The organism is Arthrobacter sp. 05L421 (genome assembly GCF_056397785.1).
On the sequence record NZ_JBFTOC010000037.1, the window covers coordinates 1 to 20,001 of the forward strand.

18 protein-coding genes are annotated in these 20,001 nt (G+C 65.5%); 9 read left to right on the forward strand and 9 right to left on the reverse strand.

Going from position 1 to position 20,001, the window contains the following annotated elements; genetic code table 11:
* The 3 genes from AC1DKQ_RS21740 to AC1DKQ_RS21750 all read right to left on the reverse strand — a co-directional run.
* On the reverse strand, window positions 1–1,481 hold a 1,481-nt coding region (locus tag AC1DKQ_RS21740; RefSeq protein ID WP_476920188.1), incomplete at its 3' end, for an HNH endonuclease signature motif containing protein.
* Between the two features lie 252 nt (window positions 1,482–1,733).
* Window positions 1,734–2,129: a universal stress protein gene (locus AC1DKQ_RS21745; protein ID WP_476920189.1), complete on the reverse strand. Its 396-nt coding sequence runs from the start codon at window positions 2,127–2,129 to the stop codon at window positions 1,734–1,736.
* A 67-nt stretch (window positions 2,130–2,196) separates the two neighbouring features.
* Window positions 2,197–3,108, reverse strand: coding sequence for a 2-hydroxyacid dehydrogenase (locus AC1DKQ_RS21750; protein WP_476920190.1), 912 nt, complete (start codon window positions 3,106–3,108; stop codon window positions 2,197–2,199).
* Between the two features lie 334 nt (window positions 3,109–3,442).
* Between AC1DKQ_RS21750 and AC1DKQ_RS21755 the strand changes: the two genes are divergently transcribed.
* From AC1DKQ_RS21755 to AC1DKQ_RS21780, 6 genes are read left to right on the forward strand one after another with little or no spacing between them, the layout of a single operon-like run.
* A complete protein-coding gene (locus AC1DKQ_RS21755) occupies window positions 3,443–5,005 on the forward strand; it encodes an ABC transporter substrate-binding protein (RefSeq protein WP_476920191.1) in 1,563 nt (520 codons plus the stop codon).
* Between the two features lie 29 nt (window positions 5,006–5,034).
* Window positions 5,035–5,964, forward strand: a complete 930-nt coding sequence (locus AC1DKQ_RS21760) for an ABC transporter permease (RefSeq protein WP_476920192.1) — start codon at window positions 5,035–5,037, stop codon at window positions 5,962–5,964.
* Between the two features lie 9 nt (window positions 5,965–5,973).
* On the forward strand, window positions 5,974–6,972 hold the full coding sequence (locus AC1DKQ_RS21765) for an ABC transporter permease (protein ID WP_476886186.1): 999 nt from the start codon (window positions 5,974–5,976) through the stop codon (window positions 6,970–6,972).
* Complete coding sequence (locus AC1DKQ_RS21770; RefSeq protein WP_476920193.1) at window positions 6,969–8,081, forward strand: ABC transporter ATP-binding protein; 1,113 nt, start codon at window positions 6,969–6,971, stop codon at window positions 8,079–8,081. Before AC1DKQ_RS21765 ends, AC1DKQ_RS21770 begins: the two co-directional genes overlap by 4 nt.
* Window positions 8,074–9,099 carry an ABC transporter ATP-binding protein gene (locus tag AC1DKQ_RS21775; protein WP_476886184.1) on the forward strand — a complete coding sequence of 342 codons (1,026 nt, stop codon included), beginning with the start codon at window positions 8,074–8,076 and terminating at the stop codon, window positions 9,097–9,099. Before AC1DKQ_RS21770 ends, AC1DKQ_RS21775 begins: the two co-directional genes overlap by 8 nt.
* Window positions 9,096–9,827 (forward strand): sulfite exporter TauE/SafE family protein, encoded by a 732-nt coding sequence (locus AC1DKQ_RS21780; RefSeq protein ID WP_476920194.1) that lies wholly within the window; start codon window positions 9,096–9,098, stop codon window positions 9,825–9,827. Before AC1DKQ_RS21775 ends, AC1DKQ_RS21780 begins: the two co-directional genes overlap by 4 nt.
* A gap of 41 nt (window positions 9,828–9,868) precedes the next feature.
* Here AC1DKQ_RS21780 and AC1DKQ_RS21785 read toward each other — a convergent pair whose 3' ends face one another.
* Complete coding sequence (locus tag AC1DKQ_RS21785) at window positions 9,869–10,885, reverse strand: 2-hydroxyacid dehydrogenase (protein WP_476920195.1); 1,017 nt, start codon at window positions 10,883–10,885, stop codon at window positions 9,869–9,871.
* Window positions 10,882–12,183: a glucarate dehydratase family protein gene (locus AC1DKQ_RS21790; protein WP_476920196.1), complete on the reverse strand. Its 1,302-nt coding sequence runs from the start codon at window positions 12,181–12,183 to the stop codon at window positions 10,882–10,884. The genes AC1DKQ_RS21785 and AC1DKQ_RS21790 overlap by 4 nt, the downstream gene beginning before the upstream one ends.
* A 154-nt stretch (window positions 12,184–12,337) precedes the next feature.
* Between AC1DKQ_RS21790 and AC1DKQ_RS21795 the strand changes: the two genes are divergently transcribed.
* Complete coding sequence (locus AC1DKQ_RS21795) at window positions 12,338–13,294, forward strand: LysR family transcriptional regulator (RefSeq protein ID WP_476920197.1); 957 nt, start codon at window positions 12,338–12,340, stop codon at window positions 13,292–13,294.
* A 45-nt stretch (window positions 13,295–13,339) separates the two neighbouring features.
* On the opposite strand, the gene AC1DKQ_RS21800 is transcribed toward AC1DKQ_RS21795, so the two are convergent.
* Window positions 13,340–13,642 carry a helix-turn-helix domain-containing protein gene (locus AC1DKQ_RS21800; RefSeq protein ID WP_476920198.1) on the reverse strand — a complete coding sequence of 101 codons (303 nt, stop codon included), beginning with the start codon at window positions 13,640–13,642 and terminating at the stop codon, window positions 13,340–13,342.
* 66 nt (window positions 13,643–13,708) lie between these two features.
* Between AC1DKQ_RS21800 and map the strand changes: the two genes are divergently transcribed.
* Window positions 13,709–14,491 (forward strand): type I methionyl aminopeptidase, encoded by a 783-nt coding sequence (map, locus tag AC1DKQ_RS21805; RefSeq protein WP_476920199.1) that lies wholly within the window; start codon window positions 13,709–13,711, stop codon window positions 14,489–14,491.
* A 117-nt stretch (window positions 14,492–14,608) separates the two neighbouring features.
* On the opposite strand, the gene AC1DKQ_RS21810 is transcribed toward map, so the two are convergent.
* A complete protein-coding gene (locus AC1DKQ_RS21810; RefSeq protein ID WP_476920200.1) occupies window positions 14,609–15,838 on the reverse strand; it encodes an amidohydrolase in 1,230 nt (409 codons plus the stop codon).
* A gap of 459 nt (window positions 15,839–16,297) precedes the next feature.
* Between AC1DKQ_RS21810 and AC1DKQ_RS21815 the strand changes: the two genes are divergently transcribed.
* Window positions 16,298–17,863: a family 16 glycosylhydrolase gene (locus AC1DKQ_RS21815; RefSeq protein ID WP_476920201.1), complete on the forward strand. Its 1,566-nt coding sequence runs from the start codon at window positions 16,298–16,300 to the stop codon at window positions 17,861–17,863.
* Between the two features lie 139 nt (window positions 17,864–18,002).
* Here AC1DKQ_RS21815 and AC1DKQ_RS21820 read toward each other — a convergent pair whose 3' ends face one another.
* Both AC1DKQ_RS21820 and AC1DKQ_RS21825 read right to left on the reverse strand, forming a co-directional pair.
* The gene (locus tag AC1DKQ_RS21820) at window positions 18,003–19,592 is read right to left on the reverse strand and encodes a M1 family metallopeptidase (RefSeq protein WP_476920202.1); all 1,590 of its coding nucleotides are present in this window, start codon (window positions 19,590–19,592) and stop codon (window positions 18,003–18,005) included.
* Window positions 19,593–19,754: 162 nt separating this feature from the next.
* On the reverse strand, window positions 19,755–20,001 hold a 247-nt coding region (locus AC1DKQ_RS21825; RefSeq protein WP_476920203.1), incomplete at its 5' end, for a DUF6454 family protein.

Genomic DNA, 20,001 nt, shown 5'->3' on the forward strand with positions numbered 1-20,001 from the left:
CCGGCCGGTGTCCAGGYGGAGCCGTGTTTGAGGCGGTGGTGTTTGGGGCAGGGCTGGCCGAGGTTGGAGATGCCGGTGGTGCCGCCGTCGGCCCAGGCCAGGAGGTGGTCTGCGTCGTTGTCCAGGGAGTGGTTGCTGCAGCCGGGGAAGGGGCACCTGCCGTCGCGGAGCCGGAGCCAGTGCCGCTGGGCTCTCGTGAGACGGTAGCTGGTCCGGCCGATTTCCAGCGGGGCGCCGTCCCGGGGGTCGGTCAGGACCCGGTAGAAGGACCCGGCGCCGTCGGTGACCAGGCGGCGGGCCATGGTCGGCGGGATCGGGCCGTGGCCGTCCAGGACGGCGGGTTCGTCGGTGGCGCCCAGCAGGGACAGGACCGGGACGGTGACCAGGACCTGCGCCCGCGGCGACGGGACACCCCCGGCCACACCGCCGCAGGCCGTTCCACAGCCGGCCATAACACCATCGGCCGCTCCGCCGGTGCCCCCGTCGGCCATACCGCCATCGGCCGCTCCGCCGGTGCCCCCGTCGGCCGTACCGCCATCGGCCATACCGCCATCGGACGTTCCGACGTCGGCGCTGCCGCCGATGCCGCCGACGGCGGTGCCGCCACTGCCGGTGCCGGTGCCGGGGCCGTGGCCGGTGAGCAGCCAGGTGGCGGCGACGTCGGCGCGGAGCTGGGTCAGGGTCCGGGCCTCCTCCGGGCCCTGGAGGGCGCGGGCGGCCGCGGTGGTCCGGTCCCAGATCCCCGCCGCGGTGTCGGCCGGGAGGCAGGCGGAGAGCCAGGCCATGCCGTCCCGGTCCGGGGCGTAGTCGACCCGCCGGTCCTCGGCGCTCTTGGTGTGGCGTTCTTCGATGCTGACCGGGTGGTGGCGTTCGCGCCAGGCGCGGGCCTTGGCCCGGAACCGGGCCGCCACGAGGTCCCCGGCCTCGCAGCCGCGGGCCGGGTTGGGCGCGCCGGGGTCCAGGAAATGCGCTTCCAGGCCGGCCGCTCCGGCGGAATCCAGGCCGCTGGTTTCGTCGGCGATGATCCGGGCGTGCTGCCAGGAGATCGTCCCGGCCTGCAGGGCGGCCAGGGTCAGCGGCAGCCCCGCCGTCAGTGCCCGGGAATCGGACAGCAGGGCGCCGGCGGTGCGTTCGCTGACAGTCAGCACACACCCGACCTCGGCGACCAGCGCCATCGCCTGGGCGGTGCGGTCCTGCGGGGACGCCGCCGGCGGCGCCAGGGCACTGGTTGCCTGCGCGTAGCCGGCGGCCAGCCTCACCTTGGCCGCGGCGGTCCGGGCCTCGAGCCGGGCGACCACGGCGAGCCCGTCCAGGCACCCATCCGCCATGCTCCGCAGCGGATCCGCACCGTCCAGATCGGCCCCGGGCGGATCGGAACAGTCCGCGCCGCCGCCCATCAAAGCAACAAGTGCAGCAGCGGACGCGGCGACGGCCTCCACGGCCTCCCTGCATTCCGCACTCCACCCCGCCCGGCTTTCCATACCCCCAGCAAATCACGAGGCACCGACAATAATGATGACTGTGGTGCCGGGTAACCATATTTACGGCCTGAGTGTTTTTCTAAAAATGATGCGTCCAACCCGCTCGGCCGAGCATGACAGGGGACGGAAGGCCGCGCTCCAGGTGTTCGCCGAAAACCGGTTCCCTCGGGCCATCTCCCGCTGGCTGACAAATCGCGCTTCTTCGCGTCCAGCGTCGCTGTCGGCCGCCGTCGTACCGCATACGTCAGGAGGTCAAGAGCGGGACCCCACCGGAGGCTTGACGGCAGTGACGGGGCAGCCCGCTTCGAGGATGACCCTCTGGGCTGTGCTGCCCAAGAACAGTTTGCCCACCGGGGAACGACGCCGGACGCCGATGACGACGAGCTCGACGTCGTCCTCGAACGAAGCGTCAATGAGGACGTCGGCAGGATCGTCGCCGTTACCTGATGGCCGGATTCGCGCTGATACGCCGTCCACGGAAGCCAGTGCCAATGCCGCCGATTCCTCAGCCGGGGAGATGTCGCTCTGGGCGTCGGCCGCAGGCCACAGTATGTCCAGGCCGGTCCGCCGTCGTGCTGCTTCCGCGATGGCTGCGTGGAGTGCCGCAAGGCCCTCCTTCGTTGAAAGGTACCCAACCGCTACGCTCATTGCCCGTTCTCCCAGCTTCCTTGAGGCTTCCTCATGTGTCTGGACGCATGTGCGTCCGGCCGGGCGCTCAACATACCGGCGTCACCAGCTTCCCGGTGGTCACATACTGCAACAGGTTTGCCAGCGTCAGCTCGGCCATCGCTGCCCGGGTCTCGTGCGTTCCGCTGCCCAAGTGGGGGAGAAGGACCACGTTGTCCAGGGCCAGCAGGTCGTGGGGCACCTTGGGTTCGTCGTCGAAGACGTCGAGCCCCGCTCCGGCAAGCTGACCCGTCAGAAGCGCCGCCACCAGTGCCTCTTCGTCCACGACGGAACCCCGCGCCACGTTAATGAGGTAGCCGGAAGGGCCCAGTGCCTCAATCACGTCCGGACCGACCAGCTTGACTGAATCTGGGCCGCCCGCCGCCGCGATGATCAGGACATCGGACTGCAGGGCCAGATCCACCGGTGAGGCGCAGTACTCGTAGGGCACCTCCGCCACCGGCCGACGGTTGTGGTAGCTGATGGTGCAATCGAAGCCTTCAAGCCTGCGGGCTATCACCTTGCCAATGCGACCCAAGCCGAGGATGCCGACACGCTTGCCGCTGGCTTTCGTGGCCAGGGGAAAGTTCCCGGCGGTGGCCCACTGGCCGGCGCGTACGTACCGGTCCGCCGCGCTGATCCGCCGCAGCACATCCAGGTACAACGCCAGGGCGGTGTCGGCCACGCAGTCGTTGAGGACCTCCGGGGTATTGCTGACGGCGATGCCCCGTTCCCTGGCTTGGCTGATGTCGGTGGCGTCGTAGCCCACACCGAAGTTCACGACGGCGCGCAAGGCCGGGAGCGCGCGCATGAGTTCCGTGCCCACGCCGACTTTGCCCGAGGTGACGGCCACATCGAAGTCGCCACCTCGACGTTGCAGGAATGCGTCTCGCTCCGCTTGGTCATCCGGAAGCCGGACGGCGCCGTAGTCAAGAACCACGGCGTCCTGTACAGAGGGCATCAAGGGTCCTACTTGAAGGACAGCTACGTTGTTCATACCTGCACCCTAGGTTTCGCAATCGATACGAGTCCAACTTGTAAGTTGCATCGATCAATGCGCCGCGAGCATTGATCCGGGCTATTCCCAGCAATCACGCGGGTCGCGTATCCCCGTGGCGCTCGTCACAGGGCAGATGTTGAGCGGGTTGGAGGGCTACGCAAACAGACGCAGGACCGCTGTCTATTGTCCCCCTCTTCCGCCGCCACTACTTTGAGTTCGACCCCAGACCTCAGCTCCCAAAGCAGACCTGCATTGATGGCCTGAGGCCGCCCACCCCCGAATTCCGAGGAATCCAATGACGCCTTCTTCTCGTGTACTTTCCCAGGCTGCGGTCCTGAAATGGCCGGCCCTCGCCGCTGGCGCTCTGCTCGTGCTGAGCGGGTGCTCGGTTGCGAACTCCGCTTCCGGCCCTGCTACGGCCGGCGGCAATCTCCGGGTTGTGCTGGCGCAGGAGCCCCCCACGCTGGAGGCCTGCGAATCCAACCTCACCTCCACCGGCGTGGTGGTGCGCTCGAACGTCACGGAACCGCTGATTGAGCGAAATCCCACCACGGGCGCGCTGGAGCCCCTGCTGGCAACGGAGTGGAAAGCAACCTCTGACACCGAATGGACGTTCAAGCTTCGCGAGGGCGTGAAATTCCAGGACGGCACGCCCTTCAACGCGGAAGCTGCCGCCTTCACGATCGACCGGGCCGTCAACTCCAAGCTGGGCTGCAACGTCGAGGGCTACGTATTTGGCGATGCCGACCTGAAGGTCAAGGCAGTGGACGCTACGACGCTGACGGTGACCTCGCCCAAGCCTGACCCGATTCTTCCGCTCCGCCTTTCGTTCCTGGAAATAGTGCCGACGACGACGAGCACCACCGCGAAGGTCCGGGAACCTGTCGGTACCGGTCCGTACAAGATCGAAAAGTGGGACGCCGGCCAGAAGATTACCCTCAGCAGCTGGGACGGGTACTGGGGCAAGAAGCCCGCGTACGCCAAGGCCGAGTACCAGTGGCGTTCTGAAAGTTCAGTGCGGGCCGCCATGGTCACCAGCGGTGAAACGGACGTGGCTCTGGGCCTCAGCCCGGATGACAACGTCGGGGACCTGGCTGTTGACTATCCGAACAACGAAACCGTGGCCCTCCGGCTCGAGGCCACCAAGGCGCCCCTGACTGATATCCGCGTCCGTCAGGCGGTGAACTACGCCATCGACAAGGAAGGAATCGTGAATTCCCTCTACCAGGGCAAGCACAAGGTGGCGGCGCAGCTGGTGCCCGAAGGCATCGTGGGACACAACTCGGCCCTTAAAGCCTGGCCCTTCGATCTGGACAAGGCCAAGTCGCTGGTGGCCGCGGCGAAAGCCGACGGCGTGGACACTTCGGCTCAGATCTCCCTCGTGGTCCGTAACGCACAGTTCCCGAAGGTCACCGAACTCGCGCAGGTCCTGCAGGAGCAGTTGAGCCAGGCAGGCCTGAATGTGAAGCTGAAGATGCTTGAAACCAGCCAGCAGCTGACCTACCAGGTCCGCCCGTTCGCCGAGGACGAGGGCGCCGTCGCGCTTCTGGTCCAGCATGGCAACCAGGCCGGTGACGCCGCCTTCACCGTTGACCAGTACATGCTCTCCACTGGTGCGCAGAGCTACTTCGGCACGCCGGAATTTGACGGAAAGATCAAGGCCGCGGACGCGGCGTCGGGGGAGGCGCGCAAGAAGGCGTTCGAAGAGGTCTTTGCGTACCAGAACGACAAGCTGGTCCAGTTCGCCCACATCTCTCACCAGACCGGCATTTTGGGCAAGTCAAAATCGGTGAATTACACGCCCAACTCGTCCAGCGGTGACGAACTCCGCGTCTCGGAAATGACCCCGGCGAACTAGTCCGGACGTCAAGGAAAGAGGGACAGCCCATGCTGATCTACTTGAGAAAGCGGATCGTTTCCAGCGCGCTTCCGCTGGTGGTGGTAATCGTTGGTGTTTTCGCGCTCGCCAGGATGACCGGTAACCCGGCGGCACTGTATCTTCCGCTGAACGCCACGCAGCAGATGCGGGACGAGTTCACTGCACGCAACGGCCTGGACCAGCCACTGTTGGTGCAGATGGCGGACTACTTCGGCGGGGTGCTGAGGCTCGACTTCGGGCAATCGCTCAGGACCGGCCAAGATGCCGCCGCCATGGCCCTGCGTGCCTTCCCGGCCACCTTGCAGCTGGCGGCCACCACTATGGTGCTGGCTGTTCTTCTGGCGCTGGTGGTGGGTTGCTGGGCGGCCCTGAAGCCGAACGGCGTCGCCGACCGCATCTCAAGTTTTGTCTCCATGGCCGCTGCCTCGATACCCGACTTCTGGCTCGCAATCGTTGGCATCTGGGTATTCGCCATCACCCTGGGCTGGCTCCCGACATCCGGTGTGTCGGGGGCCGGCGCCTGGGTTCTGCCCATCGCCACCCTCCTACTCCGGCCCTTCGGAGTCCTGGTCCAGATCGTCCGGGGCTCCATGGTCTCCGCGCTGTCCGAGCCCTACATCAAGCTGGCCCGGAGCCGCGGCGCAGGCGAACTGCGGGTGGTTACGCATCACGCACTGCGCAACGCCGCGGCTCCGGCTTTGACCGTGGCCGGTGACCTGACAGTGGGTTTGGTCAACGGAGCCGTGGTGGTGGAAACCATCTTCGGGTGGCCCGGGATAGGCAAACTCATGATCGATTCCATCCTGCAACGCGACTTCGCTGTCCTGCAGGCAGCCGTGCTGCTGACCGCCGTGGCCATCTTTGCGTTGAACATCCTGATCGACATGGGCTACGCGTTGCTGGATGCACGCGTCCGCCCCGTGACGGCAAAAGCTTAGGAGTAGACCATGACGAGTTCATTGACTGAGCCGGCCGCACAGGATCAGCTGCCAGGGACCGAGAATCGGCCCTCCGGAAAGGGGAACGGAAGCCAGGATGGGAACCCCAACCTGTTCCGGCTCCTGCTGAAGGACCGCTTCGCCACGGTGTCCGCCCTGCTTTTGGTCCTCATCGGCCTGACAGCCGTGATCGGCCCCGCCTTGATGGGCGACCTGGCCACCAAGCAGAACCTCCTCTTCGCCAACAAGGCGCCGTTCTCACTGGCCCACGGCTGGGAATACGTTCTGGGGAGCGACTCCCTGGGAAGAAGCATGCTGGCCCGCCTCGTGGTGGCCAGCCGCACCACCTTCTCGGTCGCGGTACCGGCGGTGGCCGTGGCCCTCGTGGTTGGTTCGCTGTGGGGTGTCTGGGCCGGATACCACCGTGGTTGGCGGGAAAACGTGTCGATGCGGATTGCCGACGTCATCATGAGCTTCCCGTCCCTGCTGCTCGCCGTCGTGGTGCTTTACGTGTTCAGTCCCAGCGCCGGGAACATCGTGCTTATCCTCGCCCTGACGCGGATCCCGATCTACCTGCGCACGGCACGGGCCGAGTCCGCGGAGCTTCAAAGCCGGACGTTTGTGGACGCGGCCCGGACCTTTGGGGCCGCGCCAAACGCGATCATTGGACGCCATGTCATTCCCGTGGTCCTGCCGACGCTCCTGACGCTGGCCACACTCGAATTCTGCTATGTGATGCTGGCCGAGTCTTCCCTGAGCTTCCTCGGCATTGGCATCCAGCCGCCGGACGTCAGCTGGGGGCTCATGGTTGCGCAGGGCAGGCAGTACCTGCAGACCGCCTGGTGGCTTTCCATCTTTCCCGGCGTCGCGATTGTGGTCACCACCATTGCCGCGAACGTCCTGGCGGCCTGGCTCCGGATCGCCACAGACCCCGCCCAGCGCTGGCGCCTGGCACTTCCCCGCAAGCGGCTGATTGCCCGCATCCCAGTCAAGGAGGCAAAGCCGTGAAAACTGCTGCCCAAAGCGTGTTCCCCGGCCAGTCCAAGGCGCATGAAGTTGTTCTTAGTGTCAGGGGCCTGGCTGTGGACATCCGCACGCATCGCGGAATCGTCCGGGCCGTCGATGACGTAAGCTTCGAGGCACGCGCGGGGGAGACCCTCGCACTGCTTGGAGAATCCGGGTGCGGGAAGTCCATGACGGCCAAGGCGCTCGCCGGAATCATGGACCCCGTCTGCGACCTTGCCGGCGGGGAGGTGGTCCTCAACGGGACAGACCTGGCGGCCCTGACAGCCAAGGAACGACTGAAATTTGCCGGTCCCGAGCTCGGAATTGTCTTCCAGGACGCGCTGACAGCCCTCAACCCTGTTTATACCGTGGGAACACAGCTCGGTGAGGCTTTCCGGATCCATCGTGGACTGAGTGCCAAGGAAGCCAAGGTCCAGGCAATTGAGTTGATGGAGCGGGTGGGGATTCCCGAACCCGAGTCCCGGGTGAATTCGTATCCGCACCAGTTCTCCGGCGGCATGCGCCAGCGCATCCTGATCGCCATGGCCGTGGCACTGAACCCGCGCCTGCTGATTGCAGACGAGCCCACCACTGCCCTGGACGTCACGGTCCAGGCCCAGATCATGCAGCTTCTGCGCAAGCTCCGCGAAGAGAGCCAGATGGCCGTCGTGCTGATCACCCACGATCTTGCGGTTGTTGCTGAGGAGGCCGACTCGGTGGCGGTGATGTACGCGGGCAACGTGGTGGAGAGCGGACCGGTGTCCGAGGTCTTCAGCGATCCGCGGCACCCCTACACCAAGGGGCTACTCGAGTCGGTGCCCGTCCATGTTGGCCGCGGCGCCCACCTAAAGTCCATCGCCGGAAGCCCACCGGAGCTCCATGACATACCGGCGGGCTGCGTGTACCAGTCACGCTGCCCGTTGGTTCAGGACATCTGCCGGTCCGAGCGCCCGCAGCTGCTGCCCGTGACGGAAAGCCCCATGAACGGTCGCCCCGTGACCGAAAGCCCCGTTGACCTGCAGGACGACGCCGACGATTACGCCGGCGCCCTGCTGTCAAGGCCCGGCCGGGCTGCGGCCTGCCACTTCAGCAAGGAGATAAACAATGTCTGAGCCGCTTTTGCAGGTTGATGGCTTGTGCAAAACCTTCCACGTCGCCAAGAGCGCCCGCGGCAATACCCGCCTTAAGGCCCTGGATGGCATTAACCTCACGGTCGGGCGAGGGGAAACCCTGGGCCTGGTGGGGGAGTCGGGCTGCGGAAAATCCACGCTTGCCCGGACCCTCATGATGCTGGAGACACCGGACGAAGGGACGGTGACCTTTGAAGGTACGAACCCGTTCGGGCTCCGCGGAAAGGAGCTGCTGAGCTGGCGGCGCAGGGTCCAAATGGTGTTCCAGGACCCTTTTGCCTCGCTGAATGCACGGATGAACGCCGGCGACATTGTTTCCGAGCCCTGGGCGACCCACCGGAGCCTTTACCCGTCCTCGCGGGAGCGTGAAGCCCGCGTACGGGAGCTGCTGCACATGGTCGGGCTGCGGCCCTCGGACGCGCGCAAATCCCCGCAGGAGTTTTCCGGCGGCCAACGGCAACGGCTCGGCATCGCCCGTGCCCTGGCTCTGAACCCCGACGTCATCATCCTCGATGAGCCGGTTTCCGCGCTGGATCTGTCCGTCCAGGCCCAAATCCTCAACCTGCTCAATGACCTGCAGCAGGAACTCGGGGTCTCCTATATTTTCATCTCCCATGACCTGACCGTCGTCCGGCATGTGGCCGACCGCGTGGCCGTGATGTACCTGGGCAGGATCATCGAGACCGGCGCCACGGAGGAAGTCTTCGACCATCCACGGCACCCCTACACGGCGGCGCTGATGTCCGCCTCGCCGAAGCTCGACGTTACCGGGGCGAAGCGGGACCGAATCGTCCTCCAGGGCGAGCTGCCCTCCCCGCTGGATCCGCCGTCGGGCTGCCGTTTCCGCACCAGATGCTGGAAAGCGCAGGACGTCTGCGCCGAGGTGGCGCCCGAGCCGCGGGTGACGGCCGCCCCCGATGGAGGGCTGCGCCTGGCCGAATGCCACTTTCCACTTGAAACCGTCAAAGGTCTCACAGGCGCCACCGCAACCGTCGGGTGACGGCCACGGAGTATGCGCTCATCGCCGGCGTGGTTTTCCTCGCCGCCTGCCTGCAGGCCTCAACAGGCTTCGGCATGGGGATGCTGGCCGCGCCGGTGGTGGCCATGGTGGATCCGGCCCTGCTGCCGGCCACACTCATTCTTCTTGCACTCCTTGTGACAGTCCTCGTAACCGTCCGTGAACGGCAGCACCTGGATCTCCGCGGCACGGGCTGGGCTCTGGTGGGCCGGATCCCCGGAAGCTTCCTGGGGGCATGGCTGGTGGCCCTGCTGTCCAAGGAGGGCCTGGCCTGGGTGGTGGTCATCGTGGTGGTCACCGGCCTGGTCCTGGCAATCCGGGGGTGGGCGCCCGAACCGGTCAGGATAAACCTGATCGCGGCCGGGGCCGCCTCAGGCATCATGGGCACCGCCACGTCCATCGGCGGACCGCCCATGGCCCTGGTCTGGCAACGCCACCAGGGATCACGGCTGCGAGGCACCATGAGCGCGTTCTTTATGGTGGGCTCGGCAATTTCCCTGGTGGCGCTGGGGGTCGCAGGCGCCGTGACAGGTCAAATATTGACGCTCGCGCTGTGGTTGGTGCCGGCCGTGCTTGGAGGGTATGCGGCCTCCCGGTTCGTGAACCGTTTCCTGAACACCGCCCGGCTGAGGATGCTGGCGCTGGGCTCGTCCGCGCTGGGAAGCCTGCTGTTGATGGGGCAACTCGCCGTCGCTGCCTTGCAGCCCTGACCTCCGCGGTCACTGCAACGAAGTCCCTGCAGCCCGGTGATCTACCTGGCCCTAACCCTCGGTACGAGGTTGACCAGTTCCCGTCCGTGCGCCAGCCGGCCAATATTTGCCGCGATGTCCGCCGCCCGGCGTTCGAACGTGATCCGCGCGTGCCCGGAGTGGTGCGGCGTGAGGACGGTATTGTCCAGCGATCCGAACGGCAGTACGGCGGGCGGCAGCACGCCGTCGGCGGGGGATCCCCACCACACATCAATGCCTGCTCCTGCGATACGCCGGGACTGGAGGGCGTCGAACAGCGCCTGCTGGTCCACCACGGGACCCCGCGCAACGTTGATCAGGAGCGCGGACGGCTTCATGGTCGCGAACTCCGCTGCCCCGATCATCCCTCGTGTCGAAGAGTCCAGGGGTGCGGTAACAACAACGACGTCTGAACCTGCCAGTAGCTCCGGAAGCTGGTGGTTGCCGCCGATCCAACTCAGAGTGACCCCGTCGGGGGCGCCGGCGGCCGGATTCTTGCGGACGGCGCGAACATCCATGCCTAGCAGGCCGGCCATGCGCGCCGTTTCCGCTCCGATGGAGCCCAGCCCGACCAGTCCCATCGTCATTCCACGCAAGGTCGGGTGGAACGGCACTTCGGGGTCGGTGGCAATGGTCCGCCATCGGCCTTCACGCACCGCGCGGTCGGCCGCGATGACATTGCGGGACAGCATCAGCGTGACCATCAGGATATGTTCCGCAATGGGCCGCGCGTGATGGAACGTGTTGGCAACAAGGGTTGCTGGCAGCAGTCCCGGAACGAAGATCTTGTCGTACCCAGCGCCGGTGACGTGCACCAGCTTCAGTCTGCTAGCGGCGGCCACCTGCGCGGGACCCAGCGAGGAACAGACGACGACGTCGGCAGTGGCCAGTGCTTCCAGCTGGCGTTCAGGAGACCAAGCCGCCGCCATGGTCCAGTGGTGAGCGCCGCCGTCGTGCCTTAGCTGATCCTCAAAGCGGCTGATGATGGGGTCGGTGACCACGATCGACAGGACCTTTTGCGAAGGCACCAAAACGCTCACCAGCGGGGGCTCTGCAGCTCGTAGGAAGGGTGCAGCCGCTGCATGTACCCGGTGTCGTCCCGGCTCCTGAGCCCGCACTCCAGATACTGGCGGTGGAGGCGTTCCAAGGCGTCGCGGTCCAGTTCGATCCCTAGCCCGGGTCCTTCGGGGACGGTGACGGCTCCGTTCTCAAACAAGAAAGTGTCGGCCGCAATGACGTCCTCTTCCGGGTCCTTCCACGGCCAGTGGGTGTCACACGCATAGTCGAGTTTCGGCGTGGCCGCGGCGAGATGGACCATTGCGGCAAGGCTGATCCCCAGATGGGAGTTCGAGTGCATCGACAGCCCCAGCCCGAAGGTCTCGGCGATGCCTGCCAGCGACTGGGAGCGGCGGAGGCCTCCCCAAAAATGATGATCCGAGAGGATCACGTCAACGGCCCCGGCGGCCACTGCCGGCGCAATATCAGCGAAGCTGACGACGCACATGTTCGTGGCCAGCGGCATGCCGACCTCGCGGCGGACTGCCGCCATTCCTTCGATGCCCGGGGTGGGGTCCTCCAGATACTCCAGAATGCCGTCCAGTTCCTTGCCGACGCGGATGGAGGTCTCAACCGTCCAGGCGCCGTTGGGATCTATCCGGAGCGGCATCGCCGGAAACTCCGCGCGGAGGGCCTTGATCGCGGCGACCTCCTCCTCCGGGGGGAAGACGCCTGCTTTCAGCTTGAGGGCGGAGAAACCATACTCGTCCACCATTTTCCGCGCCTGGCTGACGATCCCGACGGGATCCAAGGCTGCGCCCCAGGCGTCGTCCGCCTGGCCGGGATGCCCGGCCCACTTGTAGAACAGGTACCCGCTGAACGGGACGGCGCTGCGGACCGCTCCGCCAAGGAGGTCGCTCACGGGGCGGCCAAGGAGCTTCCCTTGGATATCCAGGGCAGCAACGTCAAACGGCGAGAGGACGCGGTCCGTGGTGCTTGACCCGGTAACCATTCCGCTCATTCCGTGGCCACCCCGGATCGTGTCCTTTTGCAGGGCGGCCGCAACGCAGCTGCGGAGTTCGTTGATGTTGAACACGTCGGTGCCGGGAACGGCCTCGGCCGCGAGGTGCAGACGGGCCAAATGGCCGGCGTCACCGTATGTCTCACCCAATCCGCTGACGCCCGCGTCGGTATGGACTTCCACTATCGCCCGGAGCGCAAACGGCTCGTGGACACCGACGGTGTTCAGCAGCGGCGGGTCCTTGAACGCCACCGGCGTGATCGTGACGCCGGTAATCCTCACCTGGTGGAGGTGCTGTGCATGCTGGCTTTCCTGGTTCACTCCGGTGTGCTCCTTAGGCGTGGGTCAGGGGACCGGCCGATTGACGCTCTGCCTGGCTGACGGTTTCCGCATCTGCTGCTGAACTGAACATAATGGGTGCAAACGATCCAAGTCCAAGCCATAATGAGCACTCATGCATCCATGAAAGGTATTGATGTTCTCCCTGCCGCAGCTTGAATCATTTGTCGCTGTTGCTGAGGAACTGCACTTCGGTGCGGCCGCAGCACGGCTGAACATGACGCAACCACCCATGAGTCGGCAGATTCAGATGCTCGAGAAACAACTGGGTACCCAGCTCTTTGGCCGGACCAGCAGAAGGGTTGAGCTGACGGCGGCCGGCTTGATGCTGCTGCCCAGGGCCCGGCAAATACTGGACATGTGCATCAAGACCGATTTGGATGTCCGCCGGGTTTCATCCGGCGACGCCGGCGCGATAACCGTCGCGTACACCGCCATCGCTGGTCAGAGCGCGTTGCCCCAGCTGCTGAGGCGTGCCGCCGACATCATGCCCGGTGTCTCGTTTGTCTTGCGGGAACTGGTCTCCACGGATCAGATGGACGGGCTGGTGAAGGGCAGCGTGGACATCGGGTTGCTCCGGCCGATTGTGGCCCGGCCGGGCATTGTGTCAAGGCCCATCATGACGGACCGTCTCGTCGTGGCCATCCCCTCGGGCAGTGCCATTCTGGGCAACCTGCCGGATATGGATGCGCCGCTTCCGCTGGGCTGCCTGGATCGATTGCCGCTGCTGATGTATTCAACCAAGGAAGCGCGCTACTTTCATGACCTCGTCCTTCGGCTGTTTGCCAGCGCAGGTGCCCACGCGAACATCACGCAGTACGCAAGCCAGGTCCCGGCCCTCCTTGCCTTTGTTCAAGCCGGCCTGGGCGTGACGCTGGTGCCCGCCTCGGCTATGGCGTCGTCGCCCCCGGGTGTGGAGTTCCACGAGATCAGCGGCAGCCATGGAATCCGCGAACTCAACCGTGTGGACCTGGAACTCGCGTGGAACGAGCAAACTGCCAATCCGGCCGTGCGGAGGCTGCTGGAACTTATTGACTCCACGGGCCTGAATCCCGGCGAACGTTTGGACATGCCGCCGGGAGACCTCGTGTAGGCGCCCGCGCAGCTGCCGTTGGGCTGCGAACTGCTGGATTGAGCCTTACGAGGCCAACCGCTCACGTGCGTTGTGATCAGAACTGCTGGGTTCGAGGCCATGTTTGGGCTGGGTGATCTCTGCCCACACCGCATCGAGGGAGAGGCCGAGGACGTCGGCGATCGCAGCGATGGTCGGGAAGGCAGGAGTCGCTACGCGGCCCGTCTCGATCTTCCGGAGGGTCTCCGGTGAGACGCGCGCATCGAGCGCGATTTCGAGCATCGAACGCTCTGCCCTGGCGCGTCGCAGCAGGGCACCGAGGCGCTGTCCGCGCTCGACCTCTGCGGGTGTGAGTGGCAACCTAACCATGGCTCCGATTATAGTACCGGGATAATATGGCCGGGATAGTTATTGGATGCGTGAGAAAGGCGCCGCATGATCGAGATCCTGAACCCCACCGAACTGGCCCGAGCAAAAGTGACCGGCACCCTCGTCGCCGACATCTTGCAGACGCTGAAGATCCGTAGCACAGTCGGCACCAACCTCCTGGACATTGACCGGTGGGCCCGGACCATGATTGTCGAGGCTGGCGCGCTGTCCTGTTACGTCGACTACGAGCCATCCTTCGGACGCGGGCCGTTCGGACACTACATCTGCACGGCAGTCAACGACGCCGTGCTTCACGGACTGCCCTACAACTACGCGCTTGCCGACGGCGACCTGCTGACTCTCGACCTCGCCGTCTCCAAGGGAGGAGTTGCCGCAGACTCTGCCATCAGCTTCATCGTGGGCGGCTCCAAGCCCCCGGAGAGCGTCGCGCTGATCAGCGCGACCGAGCGCGCATTGAACGCAGGGATAGCCGCTGCCGGACCCGGGGCTCGTATCGGCGACATCTCCCATGCCATCGGCTCTGTCCTCAGCGAGGCCGGGTACCCGATCAATACCGAGTTCGGGGGTCATGGCATCGGGTCGACGATGCACCAGGACCCGCACATCGCGAACACCGGACGGCCGGGCCGTGGATACAAACTGCGCCCCGGGCTGCTGCTCGCGTTGGAGCCATGGGTCATGGCCGACACCGCTGACCTCATCACCGACGCCGACGGGTGGACACTCCGAAGCGCGACCGGCTGCCGGACAGCCCACAGTGAGCACACGATCGCCATCACCGACGACGGAGCCGAAATCCTCACTTTGCCGACGCAGGCGCACCCGTGAGATTGGAGCCCCACCTGCGCCTATGCTCCCGGCGTCTCATCACGAATCACCGGTGACGAGGACTGTTCCCGATGTCCCCGCCTGCCGCGCGACCCGTCATCGCTTGGACGCGACCCGTCATCGCTTGGAGAGGTACGACAGTGCGGCCACGACATGGGTTTGGACGCCCATGGACAGGGTCGGATCGATCACGGGGGCGAAGAAGGGGGAGTGGTTGGCCGGGATGTCCTGATTCACTGTCCCCTTCGCGGCCGCAGCCGCGTAGGCGTCGGGGTCCGCGCCGCCGAGGAGCCAGAATGTGTAAGGCACGCCGAACGCATCCGGAATGCGGCTGAAATCCTCCGAAGCCGTCTGCCTCTCGGCACTGTGCACGGCGTCGGCCCCAAAATGGGCGGAGAACGCGGCCCGGACCCGCTCTGTCACGGCCGCGTCGTTGCTGGTGAGCGGGAACTGGTCGTAATACTCGAAATCAGGCTCCCGGGGCGACCCGGCGGCAGCGCACTCGCCGTTGACAATCCGCTCAACCGCGGCGAGTACCGTGGCCCGGACGTGGTTGTCGTAAGTGCGGATATTCAGCAGCAGTGTGGCGCGGTCCGGGATGATGTTCGATGTCGTGCCGGCGTTGAGCGCCCCGACGGTGACGACGGCGAAGTCCCCGGGCTTCGTCTCCCGCGAGACGATTGACTGCAACCTGAGCACGATCGAGGAGGCCAGCACCACCGGGTCCACGGACATGTGAGGCATCGAGCCGTGCGCGCCTTTCCCGTACACGGTGATCCTGAGTGAATCTCCGGCCGAAAGGACTGGCCCTGCCGTGGTGGCGACCGTCCCCGCCGGGATCGGCATCACGTGCTGGGCGAGGGCGACGTCGGGCCGTGGCACTTTGGTGACCAGTCCGTCGTCGACCATTTCCTTGGACCCTGCTCCGATTTCTTCGGCTGGCTGAAACAGGGCGATGTAAGTGCCGGACCAGGCTCCCCGGCCGTCCGCCATGAGCTTGGCGGCGCCGAGCAGCGCACTGACGTGCAGGTCGTGACCGCACGCATGCATGATCCCGTCCATTGCCGACGCATAGGACAGCCCCGTGGCCTCGGTGACGGGTAAGGCATCCATGTCGGCGCGCGCAAGAACGGTTGGGCCAGCTCCGTTCGCGAGGACGCCGACGACGCCGGTCCCTCCAATGCGGGTCACTGCAAAGCCGAAGGCAGTGAGTTTCTCTTCGACAATCTTCGAAGTCTCATGCTCCTCAAGGCTCAGTTCGGGATGCCGGTGCAGCTGGGTGTACGTTTCCCGGAGCCAGGCGAGCTCGGTATCGAGCCCCGCCAGAACTGTCTCGGAATTGTTCATGCACATCACGCTTTCGGAGTCCGGGCGCCTCCACGGGCCAGGCGCAACTGACAGTCAGCTTAGTCCTGCTGAGGCATGTTCTGGGTGCCCCTGCGAGTAAGGCGAAGGCTTTAACGAGTATGAACCGTTGTTAAACGGGTAGCCGCCACAGGGGTTGTCGCGGCTAGGGACTCGTTACGATGGGGTCTCCCGGGCCGGTGAATCCGGCCGGATGAATTCGGCGGCACTGCTCAATCACGCCGCAGTCAGGGCTTTTGTCCCGGATGTTCACGACGAATGGCCGCCGCCCTCAAATCCCTCGGCGCACCGACGTCGCTGCCATGGTGGTGACGGCTTGTTTCACTTCAATGATGACTTTGCGAGGAATTCATGTGGCGACCGATATTTCCACGTCTAGTCCTTATCGCCACAATTGTGTGCCTCAGTTTGGTGCCCCTGCCCGCCAAGGCAGCTGGGGGAGTGGCGACGGACAAAGTGGTCAGTGCGCACCAGACCACGCTTTCCCGCACCGTCATTTCGCCAGCCTTTACAACCAGCCAAACCAAGGAACTCCTGGTTGCATTTGTGACCTCTGATGGAAGTGCCCAAGCCGGTGCCCAGCAGTTCACCTCAGTCACCGGTGGCGGGCTCACCTGGCGCCTGCGTAAGCGGACCAACGTTCAGTTCGGGACAGCAGAAATCTGGCAGGCCGTGTCCATCGGCATCCTCACGAACGCAAGGGTGACCGCAACGCACAACGGTTCATACCGGGGTTCCATAACGGTCGCCACATTCACGGGCGCGGACACGGCCACCGATGGAGCGGTCGGGGGTGCCAGCGGGCCCACGGGAGCGCCCACCGCTTCGCTTAGCACCACCCGCAGCGGCTCCTGGGTCTGGGGTGTGGGAAACGACTGGAGTGCGTCCACTCCCCGCACAGTGGGAAGCGGCCAAACCAAGGTCGACGAGTACCTTGCCGGCAGCGGCGGCACCTTCTGGACGCAACGCCAAACTGTGCCCGGCACAACGACGGCGCCATCTACCGTCAGAATCAATGACACCGCTCCCACTACGGACAGGTGGAATATGTCTCTGATCGAGATTCGGCCGGCCCCGGCGGCGCCGGTGTTCACGGCGTCCTCGCCTCCGGCGACGGCCACGGTCGGTACTGCCTACACCTATACGTTTGCCGCAAACGGTAACCCGAGGCCGACCTTCAGGGTGGCCTCCGGTGCCCTGCCGGCCGGGCTGGGCCTGAACACGACCTCCGGGGTCCTGTCCGGGACCCCGACGACGGCCGGGCCGGCGACGTTCACGGTGGCCGCGGCCAACGGAGTCAGCCCGGACGCGGTCACGCCCTCCCGCACGATCACGGTGAACCCGGCCCCGTCGCCCGACGGTACTCAGGCCGCCGTCGTCTTCGGGTGGGGTCCGGTGGTTGCCGGGGACGAGTTTTCCTACACGGGCGCGCCGAATCCGTTGAAGTGGGGCGTCTACAACAGTCCGGGACATGCGGGCAACGGGATCAGGAGTCCGAACGCGTGGTCTGTGGACGGCAGCGTGGTTACGGTCAGCGGCGACTCGGCGGGCACCACCGGCGGCATGTCAGCCAAGTTCGCCCAGCAGCAATACGGACGCTGGGAAGTCCGGATGAAGACCAGCGCCCGGGATCCGAAATACCACCCAGTCCTGATCCTCTGGCCGAACAACAACACGTCCCCCAACTGTGCGGAGATCGATTACGCCGAAGGAACTTCCGATACGTCCAGGATCAAGTTCTTCCTGCACTACGCGTGTAGCGGCTCGAACTTCCAGACCCAGACAGCGCAGCCGATCGATACCACTCAATGGCACAACTACGCGGTCCAGTGGACCCCATCGGGGATCACCGGTTACATCGACGGCGTGCAATGGTTCACCGACACAGACCCGGCCCACCAGCCCACGGTCGGGATGCACCAAACAATCCAGCTGGACTGGTTCCCGGACGGGACCGCTACCCTGCCAAGCCAGATGCAGGTCGACTGGATCCGCGTCTACGGCTAGCGCCGGCGGCCCGGGCCGGCCACGGCGCTTCCGAAAGCCCGAGGACGTACGGCTGCTCGAGTCGATATCCCGCGACGTCCGCCCCGCATTGGGGGCGTGACGCGGGCGCCCGCGCCCACACACCAGCCAGAAGCGGGAGCTATCTCCTCGTCGCGTCCGGGGAAATCGAGTGCCGAGCCGTTCCCTGAGGCACCGAATCTTTCGCCCCTGAGAGTTGCGGCATCGCGGGGCGGTCGCCCTCACGCAGCCAATCGTTGAAGAAACCGTCGAGCTGCTGACCCGAGGCTCTTTCCATGACGGCCTCGAAGTCTTCCGTCGTCGCCGTCGCGTCGTTGTATCGGGTCAGCCACGACCGGGCGCCCGCGAAGAACGCCGCGTCGCCAATCTTCGCGCGCAGCGCGTGGAGGGCAGCCGCACCACGGACATAGATCTGGCCCACGAACAGGTTGTCGCGGCCCGGATTAGCGATGTTGAGCGCCCAGCGGTTGTTCGCATCGAGGTACGCCACAGCGTCCCCGAACTGCTCCGACATCGTCGCCGCGCCTTGGTGCTCAGCCCACAGCCACTCGATGTACGTCGCCCAACCCTCGTTCAGCCAGATGTCCTTCCAGTCAGACGGGCTCACCGCGTCACCGAACCACTGGTGCCCGAGTTCGTGCACCACCGTGTATTCGTCCGCGACCTGCGAGTAGACCGGCCGCGTCTGGGTCTCGAGCGCGTAGCCTACCGAGTCGTCGTCGACAATCGCGCCGAACGCCCCAAAGGGGTACCGCCGGAAGAGACCCTCCAGGAACGCGATCATCTTCGGCTGCAGCGCGAGTGATGCCCTCGTCAGCGCCAGGGCCGCGCCCGTCACGCCCGAATCGATCGCGTTGATGATCGGCAGCCCGTGCGGACCCACGTCGTGGGACAAGGCAAAGTCACCGACGGTCGCCGTCGACAGGTAGCTGGCCATCGGGTCCGAGGCCTTCCACTTCCATGTGGTCCACCCGGCCTTGGTCGCCGGGCGGCCGGCGGGCAGCCCGTTCGCCACCGCCGCTTTGCCGGCCGGCACCGTGATGCGGAACGTGTAGGTTGCCTTGTCTTGGGGGTCGTCGTTCACCGGGTACCAGGTTGCAGCGCCTTCGGGTTCGTTGACCACCATCGCGCCGTCTGCCGTGGTGACCCACCCGTAGAGGGCTCCGGTGGTGTCGAGCGCCCGGCCAGTGATCCCGCCGTACTCGACGACGATCGTCGTCGTCTGTCCCGACTTGAGCTTTGGCCGCAGGCCGATCGTGAGTTCCCAGATGCGCTTCGCGTCGTCTTGCACTTGGGACCACTCGGCGTCCCTTCCGTCGTCCTGCCCGCGTAGCCACGCGGCGTCTCCGTTGCCCTGCGACTTCTGGTGCCTGGCGGCCTCGCCGTCGACCTGGACCGACGTGACGCCGAGGCCGCGCAGGTCGAAGTTGAGCGACTGCAGGTTCTGTTTCGCACGGAGGGTGATGGTCGCGACGCCGCTGAGGCGCCCCGTGAGCACTGCGGGATTGGTCGGCGGCGCGTAGCGGAGGGCGAGGTCGTAGTGCAGTACGTCGTACCCGCCGTTGCCGGCAAACGGGAAGTACTCGTCGCCGCTGCCGGGAGCGCCCGCTGAGTAGCGGGGCGCGTCGTGGGTGGGGGCGGCCTGCGCCGTCCTGCTGATTGCGCCAGCACTGGCCACCACCAGCACGACGGCGATCGTTGTGCGTCTCATAAACCGCTGCCCAATCATCGGTTTCCTTCCGCCGTCCGTTCTAAGCCGATTTTTGTTCCGCCGGCCGAGAGTTGGTATCCAATCATCATGGGCCTTTCTTGGTCATTAGTGTCGACTCCCAAGGTGCCAATGGCCGATTTTCCCCGGCGGAGGGGTCTGCGTTTACGTGTCCGGGGTGACGTTGGCTTCGTAGGTGAGGATTTCGGTGCCGTTGCCTTCCTCGCCGTTGTCGGGGGCCACCTTCATGGTGAGGTGTCCGGCATCGGCCGTCATCTTGAACGGGTTGCGCGTGGCTACGTGCCCCGCGGTGGACCACCGCTGGAACGGGATGTCGCGGATCACCGTGCGGGACTTGAGGTCGATCATCGCCATGCCGCCGAGTTCGTAGGTGGCACCCGTGCCGGCGGCC